The organism is Autumnicola tepida, assembly GCF_031846485.1.
GTDB lineage: Bacteria > Bacteroidota > Bacteroidia > Flavobacteriales > Flavobacteriaceae > Autumnicola > Autumnicola tepida.
In genome coordinates, this window is the sequence record NZ_JAVRHQ010000016.1 from 1 (window position 1) to 25809 (window position 25809).

17 protein-coding genes and 1 tRNA gene are annotated in these 25809 nt (G+C 39.9%); 6 read left to right on the forward strand and 12 right to left on the reverse strand.

Translation table 11 applies throughout. From position 1 onward, the window contains the following. Nucleotides 1–331: 331 nt before the first annotated feature. Nucleotides 332–405 (reverse strand) — tRNA-Pro (locus tag RM553_RS12890). A gap of 180 nt (nt 406–585) precedes the next feature. Next, the gene (locus RM553_RS12895; protein ID WP_311535352.1) at nt 586–1425 is read right to left on the reverse strand and encodes an aldo/keto reductase; all 840 of its coding nucleotides are present in this window, start codon (nt 1423–1425) and stop codon (nt 586–588) included. 138 nt (nt 1426–1563) lie between these two features. Between RM553_RS12895 and RM553_RS12900 the strand changes: the two genes are divergently transcribed. After that, the gene (locus RM553_RS12900; RefSeq protein WP_311535353.1) at nt 1564–2811 is read left to right on the forward strand and encodes a YaiO family outer membrane beta-barrel protein; all 1248 of its coding nucleotides are present in this window, start codon (nt 1564–1566) and stop codon (nt 2809–2811) included. On the opposite strand, the gene RM553_RS12905 is transcribed toward RM553_RS12900, so the two are convergent. The 4 genes from RM553_RS12905 to RM553_RS12920 form a co-directional block, all read right to left on the reverse strand. Further along, entirely contained in the window at nt 2808–4094 is a 1287-nt protein-coding gene (locus RM553_RS12905) for a glycosyltransferase family 2 protein (protein WP_311535354.1), read from the reverse strand. The two genes, RM553_RS12900 and RM553_RS12905, sit on opposite strands and share 4 nt — an antisense overlap. A 148-nt stretch (nt 4095–4242) precedes the next feature. Next, on the reverse strand, nt 4243–5298 hold the full coding sequence (locus tag RM553_RS12910; RefSeq protein ID WP_311535408.1) for a HEAT repeat domain-containing protein: 1056 nt from the start codon (nt 5296–5298) through the stop codon (nt 4243–4245). Beyond that, entirely contained in the window at nt 5298–5657 is a 360-nt protein-coding gene (locus RM553_RS12915) for a response regulator (protein ID WP_311535355.1), read from the reverse strand. Before RM553_RS12915 ends, RM553_RS12910 begins: the two co-directional genes overlap by 1 nt. A gap of 285 nt (nt 5658–5942) precedes the next feature. Further along, nucleotides 5943–7922 carry a retaining alpha-galactosidase gene (locus RM553_RS12920; protein ID WP_311535356.1) on the reverse strand — a complete coding sequence of 660 codons (1980 nt, stop codon included), beginning with the start codon at nt 7920–7922 and terminating at the stop codon, nt 5943–5945. A 402-nt stretch (nt 7923–8324) separates the two neighbouring features. On the opposite strand from RM553_RS12920, the gene RM553_RS12925 reads away from it, so the two are divergent. Next, nucleotides 8325–9401, forward strand: a complete 1077-nt coding sequence (locus RM553_RS12925; protein ID WP_311535357.1) for an SGNH/GDSL hydrolase family protein — start codon at nt 8325–8327, stop codon at nt 9399–9401. Beyond that, on the forward strand, nt 9401–10780 hold the full coding sequence (locus RM553_RS12930) for a sialate O-acetylesterase (protein ID WP_311535358.1): 1380 nt from the start codon (nt 9401–9403) through the stop codon (nt 10778–10780). The genes RM553_RS12925 and RM553_RS12930 overlap by 1 nt, the downstream gene beginning before the upstream one ends. A gap of 186 nt (nt 10781–10966) precedes the next feature. On the opposite strand, the gene bglX is transcribed toward RM553_RS12930, so the two are convergent. From bglX to RM553_RS12960, 6 genes are all read right to left on the reverse strand, one after another. Beyond that, nucleotides 10967–13279, reverse strand: coding sequence for a beta-glucosidase BglX (bglX, locus tag RM553_RS12935; RefSeq protein ID WP_311535359.1), 2313 nt, complete (start codon nt 13277–13279; stop codon nt 10967–10969). Between the two features lie 196 nt (nt 13280–13475). After that, on the reverse strand, nt 13476–14768 hold the full coding sequence (locus RM553_RS12940; RefSeq protein ID WP_311535360.1) for a glycoside hydrolase family 26 protein: 1293 nt from the start codon (nt 14766–14768) through the stop codon (nt 13476–13478). Between the two features lie 5 nt (nt 14769–14773). After that, nucleotides 14774–15961: an AGE family epimerase/isomerase gene (locus RM553_RS12945; RefSeq protein ID WP_311535361.1), complete on the reverse strand. Its 1188-nt coding sequence runs from the start codon at nt 15959–15961 to the stop codon at nt 14774–14776. Next, on the reverse strand, nt 15961–17151 hold the full coding sequence (locus RM553_RS12950) for a glycoside hydrolase family 130 protein (protein WP_311535362.1): 1191 nt from the start codon (nt 17149–17151) through the stop codon (nt 15961–15963). The genes RM553_RS12945 and RM553_RS12950 overlap by 1 nt, the downstream gene beginning before the upstream one ends. Before the next feature lie 5 nt (nt 17152–17156). After that, nucleotides 17157–18998, reverse strand: a complete 1842-nt coding sequence (locus RM553_RS12955) for a sodium:solute symporter family protein (protein WP_311535363.1) — start codon at nt 18996–18998, stop codon at nt 17157–17159. Between the two features lie 30 nt (nt 18999–19028). Continuing rightward, nucleotides 19029–20156, reverse strand: a complete 1128-nt coding sequence (locus RM553_RS12960) for a glycoside hydrolase family 26 protein (protein WP_311535364.1) — start codon at nt 20154–20156, stop codon at nt 19029–19031. A 200-nt stretch (nt 20157–20356) separates the two neighbouring features. On the opposite strand from RM553_RS12960, the gene RM553_RS12965 reads away from it, so the two are divergent. The 3 genes from RM553_RS12965 to RM553_RS12975 all read left to right on the forward strand — a co-directional run bounded on the left by RM553_RS12965 (nt 20357) and on the right by RM553_RS12975 (nt 25807). Then, on the forward strand, nt 20357–21229 hold the full coding sequence (locus RM553_RS12965; RefSeq protein ID WP_311535365.1) for an AraC family transcriptional regulator: 873 nt from the start codon (nt 20357–20359) through the stop codon (nt 21227–21229). A 27-nt stretch (nt 21230–21256) separates the two neighbouring features. Continuing rightward, nucleotides 21257–22339 (forward strand): glycoside hydrolase family 5 protein, encoded by a 1083-nt coding sequence (locus RM553_RS12970; protein ID WP_311535366.1) that lies wholly within the window; start codon nt 21257–21259, stop codon nt 22337–22339. 348 nt (nt 22340–22687) lie between these two features. Beyond that, nucleotides 22688–25807, forward strand: coding sequence for a SusC/RagA family TonB-linked outer membrane protein (locus tag RM553_RS12975; RefSeq protein WP_311535367.1), 3120 nt, complete (start codon nt 22688–22690; stop codon nt 25805–25807). Nucleotides 25808–25809 lie beyond the last annotated feature (2 nt).

Sequence of the window (25809 nt, forward strand, 5' to 3'; positions counted from 1 at the left end):
ACTTTTCCATCTACTGTAATACGGGCATAAATGGGTTCTATATTGTCTTTTCCCTTGGCTTTACTTAGCCAAAAATGAATACTAAATGTCTTTGAAGTCTGCATGGCCTCTCGCTTAGGTCAATAATCGATTCGTTTAGGAAAGTCAAATCGTTGCGAAAGTCAATTCTATTGAATTACCAAAGTAGTGAATATTCTGGTAGCAAAACAGGTAACCGAATAGGCAACCTATGCTTTGATATTAAAGCTAATCTTATGAAATCAAAAAAAAATAAAAATAGCTGATTTTCATAAGATTAGCTACTTTTTAGTATCAATTGATACCAAAATTGTCGGGATGACAGGATTTGAACCTGCGACCCTACGCCCCCCAGACGTATACGCTACCAGACTGCGCCACATCCCGATTAAAGTTTAAAGCAGTAATATACTGCTTCCTTGTGGTTTCCCAACATCTCCCTACCACATCTGGTGGTGCAGTTTAGCCTGATTTTGCCGAAAACCACATTCCGGTTTTGAAAGTGCAAATTAAAGGGCTTATTTCTTATTTTCAAAATGGAATTTACATTATTGTTTCTGCGAAAAGTTATAACTGTTCCATAAAGGTATCAGGATGGGCTCCTGTTCTTTCTTCTTTATCCAGGCTATCAATAAGTTGCATCTCCTGCGCGGAGAGTTCAAAGTCAAAAACCGCTGCATTTTCTCTAATTCGCTCTTTGTGCACACTTTTAGGAATAGTAACCACTCCTTTTTGCAAATCCCAGCGTATCACAACCTGCGCTACTGATTTTTCGTGCTTCTGAGCAATCTCCTTTAATTGATTGTTATCCACAATTCTCCCGCGCATTAGAGGAGACCAGGCTTCATACTGTATATTTTTGTCCCGGCAATAATCCAAAAGCTCCTGTTGTACCAGTCGTGGATGAAATTCATTTTGAAGCACCATGGGCCTAATTTCACCTTCTTTTTCAAGACTTTCCAGGTGGTGGGGCATACAGTTACAAACTCCTATCGCTTTTATCCTGCCTTCTTTGTACAATTTTTCCATCGCCTTCCAGGCCTCAATATATTTAACCGGCACAGGCCAGTGTATAAGATAAAGATCCACATAATCTGAATCCAGTTTCTTCAAAGATGTTTCAAAAGCTTTTAATGTAGGCTCATAACCCTGGTCACTGTTCCAGACCTTTGTGGTTAAAAAAACTTCTTCCCGGGGAATACCCGATTTTTTTATAGCCGCACCAACGCCTTCTTCATTTTTATACATGCTGGCGGTATCAAAATGCCTGTAGCCGGTTTCAAGGGCTGACTGGATTGCATTCTCCAGCTCATTTCCTTCTTTGGCTTTATAAACTCCCAGGCCCAAATAAGGCATTTTTACCCCATTGGCTAAAGTAACGCTGCCATTTATATCTGTTATCTTCATCAAAACATTTTTTGTTGCCTAAATATAGCCTGAAAAAAACAAAAAGGAAAACTTTCACCGTTTCAAACTTATCTCCTAAAAACTTTCGGTTTCCATTTATTAGTATATTTTTGATTCTGATTTTTATATGCCCCAAATATGAAAAATTTCTTCTACGGAATACTTCTGGCTGTGACTTCCCTTGCCGGATATTCACAGCATATTACAGAAACCAATACTGATTCTCTCTACCTGAAAGCCCTCGATGCATACAAAAATGGGCAATACCAGAGTTCCCTGGATCTCACCCGCCGTGGTTTAGATCTTGCTCCGGAGTATCATGATATCCGCATCCTTGAAATTCGCAATTATTGGGCGCTGAATAATTATGCTGAAGCAGATAAAAACCTCGAGTATTTATTAAAGGAGGCACCGGAATATATAGATACCAAACCTTTGGCCTTGCAAAGAATTGGAAGGTTTCAGGATAATCAAAAAGCTTTTCAATACCTCTCGCGGCTGGATAGTCTTTATCCTGGGGATACTTCCCTAAAGATACAGCAGGCAAAACTGCTGCTAAAAATGAACAGGAGAAAAGAAGCCCGGGAGATCGCCTTAAAAACTATAGAAGCTTCTGGAATTTCAGGTGCAAACCGCTATGTTCTGCAAACCATACTAAACAGAACCGTTTCAAATGAAATTGGGATTAATTATCAGTTTATCAACTTCAGTAAAGATTATTCAAGAGATAAACCCTGGCACACCGTAAGTGGCGAATTTCAGCATAACTTTAACCGCACGGCTGTAATTGGACGTGTAAATTATACAGACAGGGCTTATGACCAGGGGACACTTTATGAACTGGAGGCCTACCCTGTGTTTAATGACAGGATGTATGCTTTTACAAATATTGGGTTTTCTGATGGCACTTTATTTCCCGACTTCCGGGCAAGTGCCTCTCTGTTTTACAACTTTGCCAAAATTTTTGAAGGTGAAGTGGGCGGCAGGCTTCTTGCTTTTAACGACACAAATTACCTTACCGGAATTCTTGGACTTACTGCTTACCAGGGAAGCTTTTATCTGAATATCAGGATTTTTTTGGGGCCAGAGCGAATGAATAAACTAGTCCAGAACTACCAGTTTAATGTACGCTATTATATGAGGAATGCCGACAATTATTTATTCGCAAGGCTGGGCAGCGGGATCTCTCCGGATGAAAGGGCTATTTTCACCCAGGTTCAGGAAAACCCGGGGCTGGAAGCCTATTATTTTAACCTGGGTATCAATAAATCCATAGGCATTCATCACATCTTCCAGCTTGGCGGAGGATATCTATTCGAGGATATAAATGCGCAAGCTAAAGGAAACCAATTGGTGGGATTTGCCAGTTACAGGTACCGTTTTTAATCTTCTGAAATTTTAAATCCTTTCCTGGTCATTACTCCCCATCCGGATTTTATTTTAAAGAGTTTCTTATAGTAGCCTTTCATCTGCCCGTACACCAGCACCGGGTGATATAAAAAAGGCTCGAGATAAGCAGCTAAAAGTAGTTCCACCACCTGTTTCGGTTTGGTATAATGATCAAAACTTTTTACATACATAAAAACCGCTGCTGTTGAAAAAAGACAGCCCAGGAGATAAATAAAAGCATAAATAAGAATAGCACTGGACCATTTAATTAGTCCCATAAAAGCGAAGACCATAATCGCTATAACACCAAAAAATTCTACCAGTGGGGCCCCAAACTCAAAAATAAGCCAGTAAGGAAAATACAACATTCCCATATGCCGGAACCTGGGATTAAGGAAAAGATACTTGTATATACTTATAATTTCCCACAATCCACGGGACCATCTGTCTCTCTGGTTTATTAGCACCTGATAGGTTGGAGGAGCTTCCGTCCAGCAAAGGGTTTCTGGCAAATAGACCAGTTTATAGGGCAGTTTAAGGTTTTCCATATGAGTTCTTAACCTGATACAAAGTTCCATATCTTCTCCTACCATCTTTGCGTCAAATCCTCCTACCTCTAACAATCTTTTTAATGGGTACATCCCAAAGGCACCAGATACGAGCATTAGCCCATTTATTTCACCCCAACCCATTCTTCCTAAAAGAAAAGCCCTTATGTATTCCACAACCTGTACCATTGGTACAAGGTTAACAGGTAGCCTTAACTCCTTTATCACACCATTTTTAACTATTGAATCATTGGCTATTCCCACACCTGCACCACAGGCGACAATCTCCCTGTTATCTTCTTCAAGAAAAGGCCTGACCATCTTCAGCAAAGCATCCTGTTCAATAATACAATCAACATCTGTGCATATCACCAGTTCACTGTTGGCAAAATTTATCCCCACATTTAATGCATCTGCCTTTCCTCCATTGTTTTTATCGATTACTGTGAGCCTTGTATATTTTTTATTGCGGCTTTTGTAGATATAATTCACAGATGCCGTGGGAATAGGTTGAGTAATAAAAGTGGCATCATGTGGTTCAAGTTCAAACTCCTTAATTAATTTTTCCAGGGAGTCATCTTTACTGGCATCGTTTACAAGGATAAAATTATAATATGGATACTGAATGGAAAGCAGGGACCTTACATTCTCTACAATAGTCTTGCCTTCATTAAAAGCCGGAGCTATTAAAGTAACTGAAGGAATGTCCGTTGCGCTAACAATATCATTCACATTTAGAAAGACAGAGCGCTTCTTCGTTCTTTTAACGGCACGATTTGCAAGTAATAAGCCCGTAAAATAAATACTCATCAGGCATAAGCCGTAAAAAAAGAAAAAAAAATTTACGGCCCAAAAGATAAAATTCCCCCATGAAAAATCGCTATCCGGCATATACCTCCGGATTTGAATACTGCTCTAAATAGAATTCCTGTACCTGCTCCTTATAGCCGCTATTCCAAAGGATTTCAGCCGATCGCAATTTAATATCATCGCTGGAACTTCTAAGGAGGCTCATATAAAATTCAACATCTACTGCTGAATTGTTCGAAATGTAATTTAATAACTGACCTTGCTGACTGGCAGAAGGGATTTTTTGGAAGAGCGATTTTATTACCTCAACTTTTTCCTTTTTTATCACTTTAAAACTATCCAGGCAGTAAATAGCCGCCTCCCGCACCTCATAATTGGTGTCATGCAGGTGAGCAAGAATATAATCCACCTCGCTTTCCAAAGAATATTTCCTGATTATTCTCATGATAAGCTGTTTGGCAAAAATCTTTTTTGTGCTGTACAGAGGCCTGAGTTTGCCTACCTGGGGCTCTTTATAAAGATCGTATAACTTTTCTACAATCTTTATCTGCTGCCATAAGGTTAAGCCCTTTTTTAAATAAGGTATGAATCGTAAACTGTCCCATCCAAGAAAAACTATCAGGGCAATTTGCGCCTCCCGGCGTACATAAAGATTTTTATGGTTCCTCAGCGGGATAATTTCCTGAATGTACTGTTGCTGGTTCATTTCATAAATTTCCCTTATCCCAAGTGCTTTGCTGTACCAGCCAAACTTTTTAAGCTTTGAGATAGAGGCGCGGTAAGGAGGAATCTGGCTATAGAGCGTTTTTAATTTGGTATGATTATTTCCAAGAATGGAACGCTGTGTCCTTATCATTAGGTTTATTAAATATTGTACGTTTCCTTTCTTGGATTCCCGAATCCCAATATTCCTCAAAATGCGTTGGATATCTAATAACTCCAAAGGACTTGCAGGGTTAGGATAAAGATAATTGCTCACCACATCTGCAAAAGTTTCTTCAATAACTTTAAGTTTCCGGATCCTGTTTTTCCTGTAACCCATACTAATAAAAGTGCTCAGCCACAAAACGCCTAGTATTGTCAGGCCAATTTTAAGAACAGGTATAATAATATCCACAAATTCCATCAATATCCTGCTATTAATTGCTCTACCTCGTCCAAATCGAAAGGAATTTCAAAAAATCCGGCGATGCCTTTTAAGGCCATGGTGTCTTTTTTGATTTTTTCCTGCCCCATATTAGAAACTATCACCAGGTTTTTGTGCAAAATTACTTCCTGCACCTGGGAAACAAATTCCAAAGGAGCAATGCCATCAAAAAGTATATCAGATATAATTACATCGAAGTTTGTGTTCTGATCCTCGATGTCAAGATCATTAAGAGAAGTAATTGCCTTACAGGAGTAAGATCTGGAATTAGCGAGACGCTCCAGTATCTTAAGGATAATTTTATCTTCTTGTATCACTAAAGCATGCCTGGTTCTCAAGACTTTTAATTTGGGGATAAAGTGCTATTACCAACATTAATAAACAGGAAGGCTTTGTAGCTATTCCCGATCTAAACATACACAAAAATAACACAAGTAGTCCTTTTCTTATGAAAAAAATCAAGCTTAGGACATGAAGCTGAATAAAATAGCTATTCATGAAGTATTTATCCTACATAAAGAAGCTGGAAAACAGCCTATTTCAAATCCTTTTTGCAGAAAAACCGCAACCAGTTGAAGAGCCCCTTTTCCGGAAATATAGTCTGATTAGAGAAAAGTCACAGCTTATTTTACAGGATAGATTTTTGCAGCCCAGCCGCCGCCCGGGGCCATACGGATTTCCAATTGATCATCAGCAGAAATATGCTTTACCTCGCGCTTATAATCTGTCCCTTCCCTTGCGGCATTAACCCCATCTTTAAAAATAATGGCTTCAAATTCACCTTCCGGTAAAAACGAAAGATCAAGGTTTATCTTTCGCGAATCCCAATTGGTTATCGCACCAACATACCAGGTATTGCCTTTTCTTCTGGCAATGGCTGCAAATTCCCCAACTTTCCCATCAAGAGCAATGGTTTCATCAAAAACAGTAGGTACAGAAGCTATAAAGGCAGTGCTTTCCGGCTCATCCATATAATTTGTGGGATTATCTGCCAGCATATTAAAAGGTGCTTCATAAAGCACGTAAAGAGCAAGCTGGTGCACACGGGTGCCCTGGCTCATGGGAGCGGAATTAACCGCGCGAAAATTGGCTTTGTTAGCATTCTTCATCGCGCCCGGCGTATAATCCATAGGCCCGGCCAGCATCCTGATAAAAGGTATCCTGGTATCGTATAAAGGAAAATCGGTATTAGACCATTTCACGTTTTCCAACCCCCGGACACCTTCAAAATTTACCACATTGGGGTAAGTTCTTTGTAAGCCGGTGGGTTTGTAAGCCCCATGAAAATCGAGCATTAGTTTATGCCGGGCCGCTTTTTCTGAAAGTTCATAATAAAAATCCACCATCGCCTGGTCATCCCTGTTCATAAAATCAACCTTGAGCCCCTTTACGCCCATTTGCGAATACACTTCCAGCGCTTTATCCATTTGCTGTGCAAGGGGCAGGTAACCGGACCATAACCAAACTCCCACTCCTTTGCTCCCGGCATAGCTTATAATCTCTTCAAGGTCAATTTCAGGAATAGTATTCAGAATTTCCCCTTTGGGCGCCCAGCCTTCATCCAACAAAATATTTTCTATACCATTATCTGCAGCAAAATCTATATAGTACTTGTAGGTTTGGGTATTGATCCCCGCAGGAAAATCCACCCCGGAAATATTCCAGTCGTTCCACCAGTCCCAGGCAACTTTCCCCGGCTTTATCCACGAAACATCTTTAATTCGTGAAGGAGAAGCCAGTTTATAAACCATATCATTATTAAGCAATTCCTTATCCTCTTCACTAATAATCACTATTCTCCATGGGAAGTTTCGGGTGCCACTGGTTTTGGCAAGATACTCCGCACGTTTTGTTACGTAAGACTGCAAACCATTGTGCCCGCCCTGAACTTCTTCCAAAGGATAAGGTGCAAAATCTCCTTTTAACGAATTTTTGCTTTCTCCAGCCTTCAAAAACATTCCCGGATAGCTTTCGAGGTCTGCCTCTGTAATGGCTGCTTTAATTCCGCCAGGCAATTCCACAAGTACCGGCGCAAAACCCACGGTATCTTTTTTTATTTCAGATAAGGGGATATGCTCATATAGGTTTTCGAATGAAATCTGATAGACATCGTGTGCGGGGTCATTGGCATAAGGAAAGTAGCTCATATAATCTCCGGAGAAATTAAAATTTGCTTCTTCTGAAGTCACCGTAACCTCTCCATTTTTGCTGGTAAAGAACCTGTATGCCACGCCGGAATCATAAGCCCTTAAAATGAGTGCAAAATCATCCTCAAAATTCAGCTTTAACTGGTTATAATGGTCTTTAACTACATCTTTCTTATAATTTATAGCATCTATACTGTTGCTTACCTCTTCCTCTTCTGTATTTACAACTTTAGGTTTTCTCCCTAATATTTCTCCATTCTCAAGGGCTAAAGAAACAACAGAGGGCATAATAACCTGCTGATTGTTTTTGCTGACAGACCAGGTAATTTGCTCTCCCACATTTACTTCCAGATTAATCTCCCCATCTGGAGACTGGATAACAAATTTAGAATTCTGGGCCAGGCTAATACTTGTATATAAAAATAATAAAAGGCTAAGGTGTTGGAGTTTCTTCATATTTGTTGAGTTGATACCGCTTTTATGTGTGGGTTAGCATCTATTTTATTAATCTGCCATATCTGGCCTTTTTTAACTATAAGCCCCTCTAAGGTTTGGCCAGGTAAGTTAAACAAAAATCAATCGCCTGTTTTTAATCCGGACGGGATAATTAAACAGGCAATATCGGTATCATGTTTGTAATTCACAAACTTCAGTTTTATTGGCAGGCTTCTTTAAAATTCGCCTTCAGCAGAAAAAAGGAAACCGGGAAAAATAACTTCATATTTTAAATTTTTAGAGGAATTTCTTTCAGAATAAAACCAGCCGCCGGTATGCCATAATCCTACTAAATATTGATAAGATAATCTAAACTATTTTTAAAGTAAAGCCTTAATTTCGTAGGAAACTAAACTATATTTTATGTTCAAAAGACTAATCCCTTTTTGGGTTTTGCTGTGCGTGGCATGCCAGCAGGAAAATGAAGAAAAGCAACAATTACTTTTTAATGCCGGGGACGAAAATTTTGTTTACTCCGGAAGGTATGAACAGGTTAATGATACTGCCGTAGCCCTGTATAATTCTGCCGTATCGGTAGAAACGCAGGTAAAAGGAGATAGCGCGACCATCTACTTATCTGCTGCAAATGAACCTGCCTTTGCTGCCCTGGAACTCAATGGGGAATATATAGGCCGTTTTCGTAGTGACAGCCTGGTAAAAATTGCCCTTCCGGATAGTTCAAAATTTAATTCCCTTACTATTTACAAAGCCACTGAAGCCTCTACCGGAGATTTGATCTTCAGCGGAATAAAAGCCGGGGCAATTCAAAAAATAGATTCTGAAGACAAACCAAAGATCGAATTTATAGGAAATTCCATTACCTGTGGGATGGGAGCCGATACTGAAGAATATCCCTGTGGTACTGAAGATTGGTATTTCCAGCACAACGCTTATCTTGCTTATGGCCCCAGGGTTGCCAGAACACTGGATGCTAATTTTGAGCTCAACTGTGTCTCGGGAATGGGAATGTACCGCAACTGGAACGATGAAGATCAACCGGTAATGGGAGATGTTTACGGGAACCTGAAATTAAATGCCGACAGTACTAAAACTGCTCCTCCAACAGATGCTCCTGAAATTGTAAGTATTGCGCTTGGCACAAACGACCTTAGCCTGGGGGATGGAGAAAAAGAGCGTAGTGATTTTAGCAAAGACAAGTTTGTGGAGAATTACATACAGTTTGTAGAGATGATCTACAATCGCTATCCTGGGGTGAAAGTTGCCCTTTTAAGCAGCCCGATGGTAAGTAGCGAAAACAATAACCTCTTGATGGAATCGCTTAAAGAAGTAAAAGAACATTTTCCGCAGAAGGAAATAAAAGTCTTTGAATTTGAACCCATGACCCCGCATGGCTGTGATTCCCACCCCGATGTTGAAGACCATGAAAAAATGGCGCAGCAACTTATTCCATTTTTCAGAGAAATTTTAAAAACCACTTGATGATGAAATCAAAAATTGTATTGCTCCTGGCATTAATTATTAGCTTACCAGGTTTTGCAAATATAAGCCTGCCCAAAATTTTTTCAGATAACATGGTACTCCAACGCAACGCCAACGTAAAAATATGGGGTTGGGCAAAACCAGGGGAAGAAGTACGCATTAGCACCACCTGGGATAAAGAGGAATATACCACAAAGGCCAATAATAAAGCCCGGTGGGAAATCATCCTGAAGACACCGGGAGCTAAGGGAGTGCAGGAAATCACGATCACGGGTTATAACCAGGTAAAGCTTAAAAATGTGTTACTTGGTGAAGTGTGGCTGGTCTCCGGCCAGTCTAACATGGAGTGGAGTGCCGGTGCAGGTATCACCAATGCTGAAGAAGCAATTGCGGGTGCTAAAAATGATAATATCAGGTTTTTTACCGTGGCGCACCGTACGGCTGAAAATATGCAACAGGATCTGGATGGAAAGTGGGTGGAGAGCACTCCTGAAACCATGAAAAACTTCAGCGCGATCGCTTATTTCTTCGGAAAAAAAATTCAGGAGGAACTTGATGTGCCGGTTGGCCTTATTAATTCCAGCTGGGGCGGAACTCCTGCTGAAGCATGGATCCCTTCTGAAGCAATAACTACTAATGAGCGACTTACTAAAGCGGCCGCTATGCTTCCCGAAGTGGAATGGGGTCCAAAAGATCCCGGGCTCATTTACAATTCTATGATTGCCCCGCTTGCCGGCCTTAAAATTAAAGGAGTGCTGTGGTACCAGGGAGAATCTAATACCGATAATGCCGATTATTACAAGGAAACTTTCTCTACCTTGATACAAAGCTGGCGAAAGCAGTGGGATGAAGAATTTCCCTTTTATTATGCGCAAATTGCCCCTTTTAACTATGGCGATAATTATGCCGGGGTAAAAATAAGAAATGCCCAAAGGCAGGTGCTGGAATTGCCAAATACCGGCATGATCATGACCAGTGATGTTGGCAATATTGAAAATATACATCCAAAGAATAAACTTGATCCCGGCTTGCGCTTTGCAAACCTTGTACTGAAAGAGGTTTATAGTAAGGATATTAAAAATGCTTACGCCCCACAATTTGAAAAAGCAGAAGTGGATGGCCGCAAAGTTAAAATTCAGTTTTCACATGCTGAAGGGCTTCATATAGATGAACAGAACAAAGATAGCCAGTTTGAAATGGCCGGGGCAAACGGGGAATTCTATCCGGCAAAGCTTAGCATAAAAAACAACATGCTTATTTTGAAATCGGCAAAAGTTAAGGAGCCAAAATTAATCAGGTACAGTTGGGGAAACACCAGTACTTCCAACGTATTTAATGCTTCGGGCTTACCTGCTTCCAGTTTTGTTACAGAGCTATAGTTTTCCCGGAAGGGGAAATTCACATAATTATAAGCAAGAAGATTTCTTATAATTCCGTGAAAGGATCATTTCATAAATAATAGATAACGCTGATTAGTTATCCTTTTCCCGTAGAACAATTAGAAAAAGAAAAACCCGGCTCAGATGAACCGGGTTTTTTCATGCAATATAACTAAGGCTTAATTTCTATTTGGTTAAACGGAAAGAGCCCTGCAAACCTTCATTGGAACTGCCCCCAACAAATACTTTAAAATCTCCAGGCTCCACCACGTATTCCCCGTTGGCATTGTAAAATCCAAGTTCTTTGGGGGTTAAGGTGAATTGTACTGTTTTGGTAGCTCCCACAGGAATTTCCACCAGCTCAAAACCTTTAAGTTCTTTTACCGGACGTATCACGCTGGCGTATAAATCCCTAATATAAAGTTGAACTACTTCCTTACCATCGTATTTTCCAGTGTTGGTAACCTCAACACTCACATTTATCTCCCCATTAACGCTGGCTTCTTTCTTGTCAAGCTCCAGGTTGCTATATTCAAAACTTGTATAACTAAGCCCATAGCCAAATGGGTAAAGAGGTGTATTTTCTTCATCGGTATAGTGGGACCAGAAAACCATGTCATCTGCAGCCTCATCGGGCCTTCCGGTATTTTGATGATTATAATAAACCGGTACCTGCCCAACACTTCTTGGGAAAGACATTGGTAATTTCCCGCTGGGGTTATAATCCCCATAGAGTACCTGAGCCACTGCATTACCGGTTTCAGTCCCTAAATGCCATGCTTCCACGATTGCAGGAACATTTTCTGCAGCCCAGTCTATGGCCAAAGGTCGGCCATTGTTAAGCACCAGTACAAGATTTTTATTGGCTTCGTAAACTTTTTCCAGCAATTCCTGTTGTACTCCCGGCAGGTCCAGGTTGGTACGGCTTCTTCCTTCCCCGCTCTGGAAGCCATGTTCTCCGGCCACCATTACCACAACATCTGCATCCCTGGCAGCTTCTACTGCCGCATCAAATCCACTTTTATCTGTAGTATTGAAATTAAGTTCGTTAATAAAGGTAACCCTTCCGTTTACCAAATCTGCCCCTTTTTCAAAAACCAGCTCATTGCCTTCATACTTTTGCATTCCTTCAAGTACAGAAACCGCTGTATTATCATCGGAAGCAATTCTCCAGCTTCCAAGAGGGCTGTTTTTATCGTTTGCGAGTGCGCCGATTACAGCAATTTTCTGCCCTTGCTTTTTAAGCGGCAGTAAATTGTTTTCATTCTTCAAAAGAACGATAGATTTTTTGGCCATATCCAGAACTGCTTCATGATGAGCCGGATTACCAACAACCTCTTTCTCCCTTTCTTCGTCAAGATATTTATAAGGATCATCAAAAAGGCCCAGTTCAAACTTTACCCTTAAAATTCTTCTTACCGCATCATCAATAAGCGCTTCATCAAGCTTGCCTTCTTTTACCAGGGAAACAAGTTCATTTACATAGGCATAGGCCTCCATATCCATATCTACCCCGGCTTCAACAGCTTTTTTGGCTGCCATCTTCCTGTTTTCTGTATATCCATGCATGGTCATCTCTTCTATAGAGGCATAATCTGAAATTACGAAGCCCTCAAAGCCCCAGTCCTGTTTCAGGATATCTCTTAGAAGATGTTCACTGCCTGTTACAGGAACTCCGTTAAGCACATTAAAACCATTCATAAAAGTCTTTACCCCGGCTTCTTCTGCAGCTTTAAAAGGAGGCAAAACAACATTGTGAAGAGTCACGGTGCCAATATCTGCTTTGTTATATTCCCTTCCTCCTTCAGCAAAACCATAACCTGCAAAATGTTTTGCAGTTGCGGCAATGGTAAGAGGATTGGAAAGATCTTCTCCCTGGAAACCTTTTACCCTGGCGGCGGCGATTTTACTGCCCAGGTAAGGATCTTCCCCGGCTCCTTCCATAACCCTGCCCCAGCGAGGGTCGCGGGAAATATCTACCATTGGCGCAAAAGTCCAGTTAATGCCAGATGCAGCAGCCTCTGCCGCGGCAACTTCAGAAGATTTTCTTATGGCTTCCAAATCCCAGCTGGCTGCTTCGGCTAAAGGAATAGGGCTTAAAGTTTTATACCCATGTATAACATCAAAACCTATTATAAGAGGGATACCAAGACGGGTTTCATTAACCACAATTTCCTGTACTGCCCTTACCTGTTTTACTCCGCGCACGGTTAACATGGAACCTACCAGGCCATTCCTGAGATCCTGATATTTTTCCTCTGCGCTTCCATTTTCAGGAGGTGGACCGGTAACTTCCCAGAACCCATTGTACTGGTTCATCTGGCCTACCTTTTCTTCCAGCGTCATAATATTTAAAAGGGAGTCTATTTTTTTGGATATGGTATCCTGTTCAAAAGTTAAAGTTTCCATTGGAAATTCTGTTCTTCTATTATAATTACTAAAACCAAGCATACCCACTGTACAAAGAATTAGAAGGGGAAAAGCAATTATTTTTTTCATGCTGCTTTTTGTTTTGAATTGTTATACTATTTCTATTTTAGATTCCTGCCCGCAAATAGTCACTTAAGCTTTCTGAAGTTATTCCATCTTTCAGAAAAATTTAAACCTGCACTAATTGCCGTTTTGCTTTACTTTACCAAACCTGAGTTGGCAGGAAACCTGGGAGCTTTAAACATCATTTTGACTTTCAAGACGACTAGTTCCCTGAAGGCAATTCATACATATCTGGTAAATCATCTGCAAGAAGAATTTCATCATTGGCTATAAAATCCATAAAATCATCCTCTCCCTCCATTCCTGGTACCGGAACAGCATAGGAATCTGAATAATTCTGCCAAAACATCATAAAGCCAATATTTATATTATTGTTTGTTAGCAGATTGTAAATATTTTCAGAATAAAAATCTGGCGCAAGTGCAGTTTCCCCGGGGGTAACAAAATAGCCCGTTTCTGTAAGCGCAGCCACTTTAAACCTTTCTTTAGCCAAATCTGAAACTACCTGTAATTTTTGATTTGCTATTGCTATCCTGGAACCGTCCTGAGGAGAAATATCTCCATAGTTATCCATTCCTAAAATATCCACATATTCATCCCCGGGATATCTTTCCAGATAACCAGATGTTGTGGTGTAACTATTATCTGGCGCAAAGGCATATAAAATATTATGCACGCCTTTCTCGTCTCTTAAATAATCTACGGTAAAACGCCACATGCTTTTGAACTCTTCCGGTGTACTCCATGCAGCTCCCCACCAGAAGAAATCTTTCTCAAATTCCTGGAAAGGACGAAAAATTATCGGGATAAGATTCCCATCGTCCCCGGTAAGATTATTTGCCACTTCAGCAATTTTATCCAGCTTTCCTTTGTAATAATCATGATTTGCACCGCCCGGAAGAATACTTCTAAAAGCATTGTTTTTCTGGAATTCCGTCATCTCATCAGTATAAAAAGTTTCCCCTTCATAAGGTTCCCTGAGGTGCCAGGTAAAAGCATTCACCATTCCTTTACTATAGGCTTCCTTTACATCTGCAATAATGGTTTGCTCCTGCTGGTAAAACCAGTTGGAAGTTTCGCCGCTATTGTTATCATCTGTAATAAACATAAAATCTGAACCCAACATGCCCGGGTCACTGCTGGTTAATTTTTTAAAATCTGAAAAACCATCATTGTTTCCATAAAAGGCGTTAAAAGCATCCTGCTGCCCCACGATAAACTGCGTATCAGAAATTGCTTTTAAATTGTAGAACAAAGCAACGGTTTCTTCAGTAGCTGAAGCATCTACCATATAGCCCCTGGTTTCCCCGGGAGCAAAGGCATAGGTTTCCGGAGTTTCTTCTTCCGGCTCTTCCGGCTCTTCTGGTTCTTCCGGCTGCTCTGGCTCAGGATCTGGTGTTTGCTCTACAGGATCTGGATTTTCAATATCATCAGAACTACAGCCTGTGGAAAAAACCACTGCGGCCATTAATAACAAATAGCTTAACTTCTTCATAATTATTATTTTAAAAACATCATACAAGCCCTTGAGTTGTGGTAAGGGGCTTTCCACATACTTACTTTATCTTCTTCGGGATAAGGCACATGATCATCATCTACCCTAAAATGCCATTCCCCATTTTCGTGATCTATAAGGTAGTTTTTGCTATAATCCCAGATATCATAAATAGCTTCTTCAAACTGGGAATCCTGTTCAAGCCGGTTTGCAAATTCAAGCCCTACCATAGCTTCCATTTGCGGCCACCAATGCCGGTCTTTATCCAGCGCTCCTGAATCTACATTTATCTCATTATATACCCCACCGCCTTTCACATAAGCTTCTTTAAGAAAAACCTTAGCCACATTCACTGCAATTTCGCCGGCTCTTTTAAGAAGTTTGGGATTGTCTAAGGGTTTAACAGCTTCAATAATCAGCCAAACCGCTTCAATATCATGCCCGTAGGAAATAATATTATTCGTGCTATTCCATTCTTCATTAAAAAAGAGATGAAAGTGATCCTGATTATCATTCAGGAATTTATTCATAAATAAAAGCACCAGGTTTTCCAGCGCCTCTTCCACCCTTTTACTGGAAGTAATCTCAAAAAGGCTGGTGTAAGCTTCAAGAATATGCAAATGCGTATTCATTGTTTTTGCTGAATTGTCCTCCTTTTCACTTAAACGTACATCTTCAATTGGAGACCAATCTGCCTTAAAAGCTTCAAGGTAGCCATTATTTTTAGGATCCCTGCCATGGTTTTCTATAAGCCCGAAGAGCGATAATGCCCATTTTTTAGCCTCCTCATTTCCCGAAAGTTTATAATATTCTGAAAGGGCATAGACGGCAAACGCCTGCGCATATATCTGTTTCCTGGTGTTTAACGGGTTTCCAAGATGGTCCAGCTCCCAGAAAACTCCTCCATTTTTTTTATCCTGAAAAAAATCTTTTAGGTAATTATAAGCCCTTTCCGCATATTCAAGCGTGCTTTTATCATTTTTGAAATTGCCAATAGCCGAGAAAGTCCATAGCAGCCGGGTATTAAGAATAATTCCTTTAGGAGCATTTGGCACCAGCTTATTATAGTGGTCCCGTTTTCCAACAAAACCACCATATTCTTCATCTATACTGAATTTTTGCCAAAATGCCTGAATGTTATCCAGCTCTTCTGATAATTCCTTTTTTAATATTTCGCGGGAGCTTACCTGCATTACTTTAATTCCTGATTTTTATTAACCTGTTTAATGATATTCTGAACTGAAGCCGCGGAAGTGAATTCATCCTGCGGAGTATTCTTTACATAATCCACCAGTTTTTGAACGGAAGAAACCGCAACGTGAGACCGGGTATCGGATGATGCATAATAAATAAAAACTTTACCATCTTCATCTGCAATCCAGCCGTTTCCAAAAAGAACGTTTGGTACATCCCCAACGGTTTCCTGGTAATTAGGCGCCATAAAATAACCTGCAGGCTGATAAATAACTTTAGAAATATCCTGAAGGTCTGTCATAAAAAGATACAGGGTATAACGCAGTCCGCCTGCGGTATTCCTTACCCCGTGGGCAAGGTGCAACCAGCCATCTTCAGTTTTAATTGGAGCGGGGCCAAGTCCGTTTTTCATCTCATAGATAGTATGATAGGCCTTATGATTGATGATTTTTTCGTCTTCCAGCACAGGATTCTGCAGGTCTTTTACATAGCCAAGGCCTATACCACCACCTTTTCCAACTTCAATAAACCCATCCTGCGGCCTGGTGTAAAGCGCGTATTTCCCATCAACAAATTCAGGGTGCAATACCACATTTCTCTGCTGTCCCGAATTGGAAATTAAATCTGGAAGTCGCTCCCAGTTCACTAAATCTTTGGTACGGGCTATGCCGGCGTTGGCCACTGCAGCAGTAGTATCCTCAGGCCTGCTTTTATCTTTTCTTTCTGTACAAAAAACACCATATATCCAGCCATCTTCATGCCTGGTAAGGCGCATATCGTACACGTTGGTATCTGGTTCTTCTGTTTGAGGAAGCACTACAGGTTTTTCCCAAAATTGAAAATTATCTACTCCGTTTGGGCTTTCGGCAATCGCAAAGAATGATTTACGGTCGTTCCCTTCTACCCTAACGGCCAGTACATAATTGTCATTCCACTTCATAGCACCGGGATTAAAGGCAGCGTTTATCCCAATTCTTTCCAGTCCCAGCGGATTGGTTTCAGCATTAAAATCATATCTCCATTCCAGCGGGGCATGTTTTGCGGTAACCACAGGGTTCTCATACCTTTCATATATACCGTTAGAAAAATTTTCCGGCTGGTTTTTCTTTTCAATTAGTTCCTTATGATTTTTCATGAGGCTATCGTAGCCTGGTATTTTGGATATCTCCTTTTGTTCTTTTAAATCCATCCTTGTTAGTTTTTTCTTGTAATGTTTGGTTCGGTTTTAATTTTATCCCACCAGTTTTTCTTGAGAATTATGATGGTAATCACCAGAATTACACAGGAAATGATAAGTGGAACATTTTCGCGTAAAATGATGTAAAAAGGAATCACCACTAGTAGCGTCTGGGCTATGGTGCCCACCAGTACATTAAACATGTCTCTGGAGAAAGACTTATTTTTTTCGAAAGTAGGATCTTCCTGTTTTAATTTTTCATAAATAGGCTTCCAGAAGCCCCACGGCCTGGTTTTACTGTAAAAATCCATAAGTGTGCGCTCATCTGTTGGTGGCGCTGAATATGTTCCCACTATACTTCCAACAATAGAGATTAAAAGGATAACAGGAAAGTAATAAAGATCTAAAGTATCGGTAAAAATTGGAAATATTAGCGCAGGAATAATTCCCGAAAGCATTCCCCAGAAGTAGCCTTCTCCATTAAACCTCCACCAGTGCCATTTAAGCACGTTAGATACCACGTAGCTTCCATAAAGCGCAGAAACAATCCATTGTAAAATGGAATTTACATCCTGCACAAAGAAGCCCAGGATAATACTTATAATTACAACAGTAATCCCACTGCCATAATTCATCATTTTAATTTTTGAAGAAGAAGCATTTGGGTTTCTGTACTTTAAATATATATCATTCACCAAATACGCCTGTGCGGCATTAAGTGTTCCTGCAAAGGTAGACATGAATGCTGCCAGCAAACCTGCCAGCAGCAGGCCAAGAAGCCCTACCGGCACAAATTGTTCTATGGAAGCCGGCAACACTTTCTCAAAATCCAGTACGCCCGCGGTAGTTAAATCCAGCTGATCGTAAAAGAGAATAGCCAGGATAGAAAAACCACCAACCATAAGGTATCTTGTTGGCATCAGGGCAAAAATCGCAAAACCGCTCATTTTAGCTGCTTCCAGTGGCGATTTTGTAGATAAAATCTTCTGCATATCGTAATTTGGTGCAGGACCGGCAATACTGGCCAATATTCCTTTAAACACCATAAGCATAAAGAAGATCCCAAAAAGAGAGTAACCGTCAGAAATTATTTTGGTATTCACTTCATCAATGATGCCGCTCCAATCCATATTGAGTTCCCAGTTAAAAAAGGGGTTCATCCAGCCATCGGGCACATTCAGTGTATTTTCACCTAAAGCAAGATATGCGATTACGGCAATTGCAATTGACGACACGGTCATAATTGTGTATTGCAACAAATCTGTCCATACAATCCCGGACATACCCCCTAAAACCGAATAAAAAACGGCGAATAAAGTAAAAATTATTCCGTAGAAATGAGGAATATATGCAGGAGGGACATTAAATGGGATGTACTGGGAAACAATCTCCCAGGGGATAAAAATTTCAACAAATTTCCCAAGCCCAATAAAGCCATAAGCCAGGAAGCCAAGACAACTTAAAATTGCAAAAATTACAATAATAGTATGAGACCATCTTCCTCCCCTGCCGCTGCTAAAACGAAACAGGATCCATTCTGCACCAGTGGTAACATTGGACCGCCGTAGCCAGGCAGAAAGATAAACCATAAGGAACACCTGGTTAAACACCGGCCAGAGCCAGGGTATCCAGATACTTTTAAATCCGTATACAAAGGTTAAAGTTACCAGCCACATAGTCCCGGAAATATCAAACATTCCAGACGCATTGGATAAGCCCAGCATGTACCAGGGCAGGTTTTTACCACCCATTAAATAATCGTCCTTACTTTTCTGGGCTTTTTTTCTAAGCGCAAGTCCTATTACAATTGTTCCAACCAGGTAGAGTAAAATTATCGCAATATCTAAGCCTTGTAACATTCGGGGTTATCTTTTTAAATAGGGGATTAATTATTCGGAGATTTTTTCCACTTCATCTAAAAACAGTATTTCATCGTAGCCTTCAAATTCTCTGAAATCCTCTTCAGAAATTTCACCTTTGTAGGTAGCGAAATAATGAGATGGCCGTGCATTTCTCCATAAGAGAACCCAGGCAATCCCACTGTCTTTTATTCCGGGGTACAAATATTCTGTCCACCAGTTTTCATCTTCACCAAAATTATTGTTACCGGTTTCTGTTAACGCATAAGGTTTATCAGCCTGTGCTGCTTTTTCCTTTACCACTGCAAGATTTGATTTTAGATTTTTCAGAAAGGCTTCATTCCCCCCATGGTTATAAATATCTACCCCCAGGATATCCACATATTCATCCCCGGGATAATAAGTATTATATTCTTCCATTCCTGAAACAATATTGGGCGAATAGGCATATAAAAGATTATGCACCCCGTTTTCCTGAAGTAGGGTGATTGTCTCCTTCCATAGCTGCTGGTATTCCTGCGGGGTGCAGTTGCCTTTGCCCCACCAAAACCAGGAACCATTCATTTCATGCCATGGGCGGAACACCACCGCGATAGGATCTCCATTTTCATCTTCAAGAGAATTAAAAAACGCTGACAAACGCTTAACCCATTGCTCAAATTTCTCCCGTTGCTCTCCTCCTTCTAATATAGATGATACCGCAGAAGTATTATCCCAGGAACCACCATTAGTTACAGGATTATCAAGGTGCCAGCTAAAAGTAAAAATAGCTCCTTTCCGGCTCATCTTTTGGATATGGTCTTTCATTAATGAAAAAGCCACGGTATCTAAATTGTAAGTATTCCCCAGCTCAATATGGCCGAGATCAAAGCCCTGGACAGCGGGGTATTTTCCGGTAATTTCTTCAATATCACTTTTTAGTTTGGGATATTCAGCTGAATGCTTCCAGCCTATTCCATAAGCCGTGGCATCCTGGTGACCGAATGCGATACCTTTGTTTTGTATTTCTTTTACAAGATGATACAGTTTTTTAGCAGGGAGGCTGGCATCGCTATCTGCCACTTTTATAGCGGCATAGTCAATTTTTTTAGATGAACCACAAGCCTGGACTAAAGCCAGCAGAGTAACAATTGTAAAGAATTTGACAATATTTTTCATACGCATTGGTCAAAATATGAAGATAATTGATAAAATGTTTTCATATTACTAAAAGCTTATAGTATATTTATCCAAAGCTTTTTTATGAAAAGTAGTTTTAACACAAAATTTCTTAAAGAATTCCAAAAATAAGACACTTCAAATTACTTTATTAATATGATATTGTCATTTAATAATGAAATTATATAACATTTTCTAGAATGTATAAAGATATTCACCGGGAGATCACCCAGCTTTCTCCCGAAGACAGTTTTCTGGTTTTTGACCGCGTAAAAGATGATTTTGACTTTCCTATCCATTTTCATCCTGAATACGAATTGAATTTTATTGCGAACGGAAAAGGGGTTAGAAGGATTGTGGGAGACAGTATGGAAGAAATTGAAAATATTGAGCTGGTATTGGTTGGGCCAAACCTTCAGCATGGATGGGAGCTTCATAATTGTAAAAATAAAGAAATACACGAGGTAACCATCCACTTTCATAATGACCTGTTTGACAATAAGTTGTTAAGCAGAAGGATTATGAAACCTATTAAGGATATGTTCGACAGATCTGCCCACGGCATTCTTTTTTCAGGAAAAATTTCCGAAGAAATAAAACCGAAGATCCTCAGGCTTTCAAAAATTGACAGTATAGACTACTTTCTTGAGCTTATCTCTGTACTTCACGATCTTGCCAACTCCAGGAAGCAACGTCTTTTATCTACATACGTATCCCAGAACAAGGACTTTGAAAATAGTGACAAGATCAAAACCATTTACGAATATGTGCAGGAGAATTACCAGAACAAGATAAGTCTTAATGAAATGGCCACTCTTATTAATATGAGCCCGGTTTCCTTTAACAGGTTCATAAAAAAGAGAACTGGCAAGACTTTTATAGAGTATGTAAATGATACCAGGATTGGATATGCCGCAAGATGGCTAATTGAGAAAGACCTGAGTATTGCAGAAATTGCTTTTAAGTGCGGCTTTAATAATATTGCAAATTTTAACCGCGTCTTTAAAAAAACAAAGAACTGCACCCCAAGCCAGTACAGGGAAGAATTTAGCGGAATTAAAAGAGTGCTGTAATACAACTAATACTATTTTATCAGAATCATGAAAACAAGATACCAGATTTCACTGTTACTATTCCACTTCCTCTTTATGATAAGCTGCTCGGTGGCACAGGAAAACAATCCCGTTACCCCAGAATCAGGAGAGGAAGAACAAATAACAGAAGAAGAAAACTTTCCAACTGAAGAAGAAGAAGAAGAAGAAGAAGAAGAAGAGCCTGTTAGTAATGAAAATTTTGTTTCTCAACATGGCCAGTTACATATAGAAGGAAATAAACTGCTGGATAAAAACAACAATGAAATTCAGCTAAGAGGCATGTCTCTCTTCTGGAGCCAGTGGGAGCCGGAGTTTTATAACCAGGAAACCATTAAAAACCTCACAGAAGACTGGAACATAAATGTAATTAGAGCTGCAATGGGCATTGAAAATGGTGGCTATCTTGAAAACCCGGAAGAGGAAAAACAAAAAGTTTATGATGTTATTGATGCTGCAATAGATATGGGAATTTATGTTATTGTAGACTGGCATGATCACCATGCGCATGAACACCAGGAGGCTTCGGTTCAATTTTTTACTGAACTGGCTGAACGATATGGAAACACTCCCAATCTTTTGTATGAAACCTTTAATGAACCAATGGAGGTATCCTGGAGCGAAGTTTTAAAACCTTATCACACTGCCGTAATAACTGCAATAAGAGCAAAAGACCCAGACAATGTTATTATTTGCGGAACCCCCAGATGGTCCCAACGTGTAGACCTCGCTGCTAACGATCCTTTAAATTTCGAGAATATTGCCTATACCCTGCACTATTACGCCGCCACCCATAAGGCCGATTTGAGAGCACTCGCCCAAGAGGCAATTAATAAGGAATTACCGATTTTTATCACCGAATTTGGCACTACTAAAGCTAACGGAGATGAAATAGTAGATAAAGAAGAATCTGTAATCTGGTGGGATTTTGCCAAAGAAAACAATCTTTCCTGGTGCAACTGGTCTATAGCAGATAAAGACGAAAAGTCTGCAGCCTTGCTGCCGGGAACAAGCCCGGAAGATTTAAAGAAACAGGAAATACTAACGGAGTCAGGCAAACTTGTTAAAGAGCGCCTAAAACAACAAGAATAACAATAAAAGCATTCCATATAAAAGAAACACACAAAAATATCAGTTTATTTAACGTTATATTTGTAATTTCTTAAAACCACCAGCGTCTTATCTACGTATATCTTATTGGTAAGTTACATAAGAAAATGGTCGAATTGCATTTTTTTCGGTTTAAATACCTGATACTGATAATAGCCAATAGAAAAAATATCACAACTAAATGATAAAATAATATTAACCAAGGCTTAACTTTACTCCTAATTTTGGAATTATAAAAAAAAGGGACAGTATTTTACCAATGTTCTTATCTATGAGGAGGAAAAATCCTAAACTCATAATTGTTTAAACAATTCAAACAATTTTATTCTTATGTACATTAAATTACCAAGAAGTAAAAGCTGGCTAAACCGGAGAAGCAAAATGCTATTCTTCGCAGCTTTTTGTTTAATTACGCAATTAGTCGCGGCACAAGATGCCGTAACAGGTGTTGTGACGGATTCCCAGGGAGTTCCTCTGCTTGGGGTGAATGTTATTCAACAGGGAACTAACAACGGAACAACCACTAATTTTGATGGTGAATTCGAAATCGTTGTAGGCGACACCGGCACTCTTGTCTTTAGTTTCGTTGGTTTTCTTACTCAGGAAATTAACGTTTCTGCAGGAGAAGAAATAAGCGTTACGCTAGATGAAGATTCCCAAAGTCTTGAAGAAGTAGTGGTAATAGGGTATGGTACCCAGCTTCAGGAAGACATAAGCGGTTCTGTTTCCAGAATTAGCGCAGAGGAATTTGAAAATGTTCCACAGGTAAGTGTGGATCAGTTAATGCAGGGGCGTGCAGCAGGTGTAGCCGTTACTAAAAACTCAGGTCAGCCTGGTTCGGCAGTATCTGTAAGGATTCGTGGGGTAAACTCCATTACTGGTTCAAGTGAACCTCTTTACATTATTGATGGTGTACCGGTTTCAGGAGAAGCTGGATCAGAAGGCTTAAGCCCTCTTGCTGCTTTAAACCCAAATGATATTGAATCTGTAAACGTTCTAAAAGATGCATCTGCAACCGCTATTTATGGTTCCAGGGGATCTAACGGGGTTGTACTGATCACTACCAAAAAAGGTAAAATAGGAAAAGGTAAATTATCCTATAGTGGCTATATAGCGGTGCAGCGTCCTACCAATAAACTGGATGTGATGAACCTTCAGCAGTATGCAACCCACCAGAACAATGTTGCTGCAATTTATGAACTTGATCCTCAAATGGAGTTTCTTAATCCAAGCCTTTTAGGACCGGGAACAGACTGGCAGGCAGAGATTTTTGATGATGCGCTTCAGCAAAATCACCAGATCTCCTTCTCAGGGGCCCAGGAAGATATTAATTATTTTATTTCTTCTTCTTACACAGACCAGGAAGGTACTGTTATTGGATCTGCTTTTGACAGGTTAACTGTGAGAGCAAACATAAATGCAAATATTAAAGACTGGATTAAAACCGGTATTAATATTACTGCCAGTAGAACAAATGACCAAATTACTTTGAACAATGCCAGTAATGGTATTATCTCTTTGTCTTTACTTAATAACCCGGCAACCGCGGTTTATAATCCAGATGGTTCTTTTGCAGGGCCAGTTACCGCTGAAGAGATTGCTTACGGGACCAGAAACCCTATTGCCGAAGCCTTAAGCATTCAAAATACCGTGGAAAGAAACCGCGTTCTTGGAAATATTTTCCTGGAATTTGATTTACCATATAATTTCTCATTCAGAACAGAGCTTGGTGGAGATTTTGGAAATACCTTAAGAGACAGGTTCCAGCCTACCTACTCCTATGGTAATCTTGAAAGTGGCCAAAACCAATACTTAGCCACAAGAGAGAACAGCGATTTTTGGATCATGAAAAACTTGTTGACTTACACTAATACGTTTAACGAAGACCATGATCTTACCGTACTTTTAGGTCAGGAAGTTCAGGAATCCAGCTATCAGGGTGTTACTGCCCAGGATGGAAGATTTGTTAGCAACAGCCTACCCGTACTGGGACAGGGGAATGCTGATGATCTTGTAGACCAGTACATTGGAAGTTCTGCTTTGGAATCCTATTTTGGTAGGGCCATTTACTCATATAGCAACAGGTACAATGTAACAGCCTCTCTTAGGGCAGATGGATCTTCTAAATTTGCTGAAGGTAACAAATGGGGTTATTTCCCTTCTGTTTCAGCATCATGGAGAATTTCTAATGAATCTTTTATGGAAGATTTCGAAACCCTTCAAAACATTAAGATCTATGGAGGTTATGGAGAAGTTGGTAACCAAAATATTCCAAACTTCGCATACGGGGTAAGGCTAACTCCTATTTCCACAGGATTGGGAACAGGTTTTGAATATGCCAATTTCAGAAATGAAGAACTTACATGGGAATCTTCAACTCAGACTAACCTTGGTATAGATTTTGCCTCATTCAATTCACGTTTAAATACAACCATAGAAGTCTATAATAAAGTTTCTAAAGATTTCCTTTTCCAATTTGCCAGTACAGACTTTATTACTGGTGGAGCTTCTCCGGGAGCTATACAGGCACCGTACATAAATTTAGGAGAAATGGTAAATAAAGGTATTGATGTAACGCTTAATTATAGCACTATTGGAAATTCAGATTTTAACTGGAGTTCTACCCTAACCTTCTCTCATTATAAAAATGAAGTGACAAAACTGTTAGGAGATCTTGTAATTAATCAGGCTCTTTATATAAGTGACTCTAATCAAAACGTTACTTTAACCCAGGTAGGTGAGCCTGTGGGGATGTTCTATGGATATCAGGTAGAAGGTCTTTTTAGAACTACTGCAGATTTGGAGAATGCCCCTATCCAGTTTGGAAGGCCGGTTGATGACGCTTTATTTGGAACTACCTGGTTAGGAGATATCAAATATAAAGATGTTAATGGAGATGGCGTGGTAGATACTGATGACCGTACCGTAATTGGTAATCCACACCCTGATTTCACCTTTGGTTTTCAGAACAATTTCTCTTATAAAAACTTTGACCTGAGCGTATTCTTGCAAGGATCTTATGGAAACGACATCTTTAATGGTGTTAACCGTACATTAACCGCGGGAAGTAGCTATTATGTTAATCAGTTTCCGGTAGTATTGGATTACTATAATATTAATAACACTGATGGGCAACAACCAAGATTGGTAAGAGGTAGTGAGGCAAACCCAAACATTCGTATCTCAGACAGGTATATTGACGATGGCTCCTATTTGAGGGTTCAGAACTTAACCCTGGGATACACCCTTCCATCTGATGTGAGCGAAAGATTACATCTTAATAATCTTAAAGTCTATGGAAGTGTTCAAAACCTTTATACCCTTACAAACTACGATGGATATGATCCTGAAGTAGGTACTTTTAATCAAAACACCCTGTTGATGGGAGTAGATAATGGACGATACCCATCTCCAAGGACTTTTACATTAGGACTGAATGTCGAATTATAAAA